Here is a 1,715-nt window from a genome sequence, read left to right on the forward strand (position 1 = left end):
TTGGGCCATGCTGTCGGATTATTCTGAAGACACGCGCATCGGCAAATCGATCCTGCAATATACCGCCGACCATTACCGCCGCCTGCGCAATACGCTGCGCTACCTGCTGGGCGCGCTGGCCGGGTTCGAGGATGCGGAGAAACTCCCCATCGCTGAAATGCCAGAGTTGGAACGCTGGGTTTTGCACCGCTTGGCCGAACTGGATAAGGAGTTGCGCGACTGCCTGGCGCGCTACGATTTCCTCGCCTTCTACACGGCGCTCCACACTTTCTGCGCAAACGATCTCTCGGCCTTTTATTTCGATATCCGCAAGGACGCGCTCTACTGCGACGCGGCGGGTTCCGTGCGCCGGAGGGCCGCACGGACCGTGATGGCCGAGTGCCTGCACAAGCTGATGCTCTGGCTCGCGCCCGTCATGCCCTTCACGACCGAACAAGCTTGGGGCCTGCGCCCGGTCGGCGTGGCGGGCGGACCGCAGGGCGAGGCGGACAGCGTTCATCGGCAACTCTTCCCGGACGTGCCCGGTGCGTGGTTTGATGCGGCCCTGGCCGAAAAATGGACCACGATCCGCAGCATCCGCCGCGCCGTGACGGGGGCGATTGAACTCGCCCGCGCCGCCAAAGACATCGGCTCCTCCTCCCAAGCCGCGCCGAAGGTCTATGCCGCCCCGGCCTATGTGGCGGCGCTGTCCGGGCTCGATTTCGCCGAAATCTGCATCACCGCCAGTATCGACCTGCGCCCGCTCGCCGATGCGCCGCCGCAAGCGGTGCTCTCGACCGAGGTGGAAGGCGTGGCCGTGCTGTTCGAAAAGACCGAGCACGCCCGCTGCGAGCGCTGCCGCAGCTATTACCCGGAAGTCGGCACCATCGCCGATCACCCGGACCTCTGCTTCCGCTGTGCCGAAGTGATCGCCGCTTGACCATGCCAAAAGCCTTCAAACAGGGGCTGCTGCTGGCGGCCCTGGTGATCCTGCTCGATCAGGCCAGTAAATTCTGGTTGATGGGCTGGTTCGGCGTGACCGGGCCGGACGACCGCGCCCCGGCGGTGCCCGTGACCGGCTTTTTCAATCTGGTCGCCGTGTGGAACAAAGGCGTCAGCTTCAGCCTCTTCTCGAACCACGATGGCAGCGGTGCCTGGATTCTCTCCCTCGTCGCCCTGGTCATCACCGGCTTTATGCTGGTCTGGCTGTGGCGGGCGACGGGCACGCTGCTGATGGTGGGGCTCGCGGGCGTTATCGGCGGCGCGATTGGCAATGTTATCGACCGGGTGCGCTTCGGCGCGGTGTTCGATTTTCTGTTCTTCTACTATCAGCAATATAGTTGGCCCGCCTTTAACGTCGCCGATATGGGGATTTCGGTCGGCGTTGGGTTGCTGCTGCTCGACTCGCTTCTCGACAGCCGCCGCAAGCGCTGAGGGCTGCTATGCGGCGGCGGTAGCTTGCCGCGCTGCAAAAACCGGGGCATAAGCGACCATTCTCCAAGCGGCGACAGGGATAGTCGCTATTCTACAGTGCGGTGATGAGATTATGTCGAACTTCCTGGAAGAGCGCGTTTTAAGCGTCCACCATTGGACCAACCGGCTGTTCAGCTTCACGACCACCCGCGACAAAGGGTTCCGCTTCCTCAACGGCCAGTTCATCATGATTGGCCTGCCGGTGAACGGCAAACCGCTGTTGCGCGCCTATAGCATCGCCAGCGCGAATTTCGAGGAACATC

3 protein-coding genes are annotated in these 1,715 nt (G+C 62.9%); all 3 read left to right on the forward strand.

Annotated elements, in window-relative coordinates; translation table 11 throughout:
• On the forward strand, positions 1 to 919 hold a 919-nt coding region (locus VZ95_RS17775; protein WP_045777048.1), incomplete at its 5' end, for a class I tRNA ligase family protein.
• Positions 920 to 921: 2 nt separating this feature from the next.
• Positions 922 to 1,413, forward strand: coding sequence for a signal peptidase II (gene lspA / locus VZ95_RS17780; RefSeq protein WP_045777049.1), 492 nt, complete (start codon positions 922 to 924; stop codon positions 1,411 to 1,413).
• 112 nt (positions 1,414 to 1,525) lie between these two features.
• A partial coding sequence (locus tag VZ95_RS17785; RefSeq protein ID WP_045777050.1) for an FAD-binding oxidoreductase occupies positions 1,526 to 1,715 on the forward strand: 190 nt, incomplete at its 3' end.

Source organism: Elstera litoralis (genome assembly GCF_000963705.1).
Lineage (GTDB): Bacteria > Pseudomonadota > Alphaproteobacteria > Elsterales > Elsteraceae > Elstera > Elstera litoralis.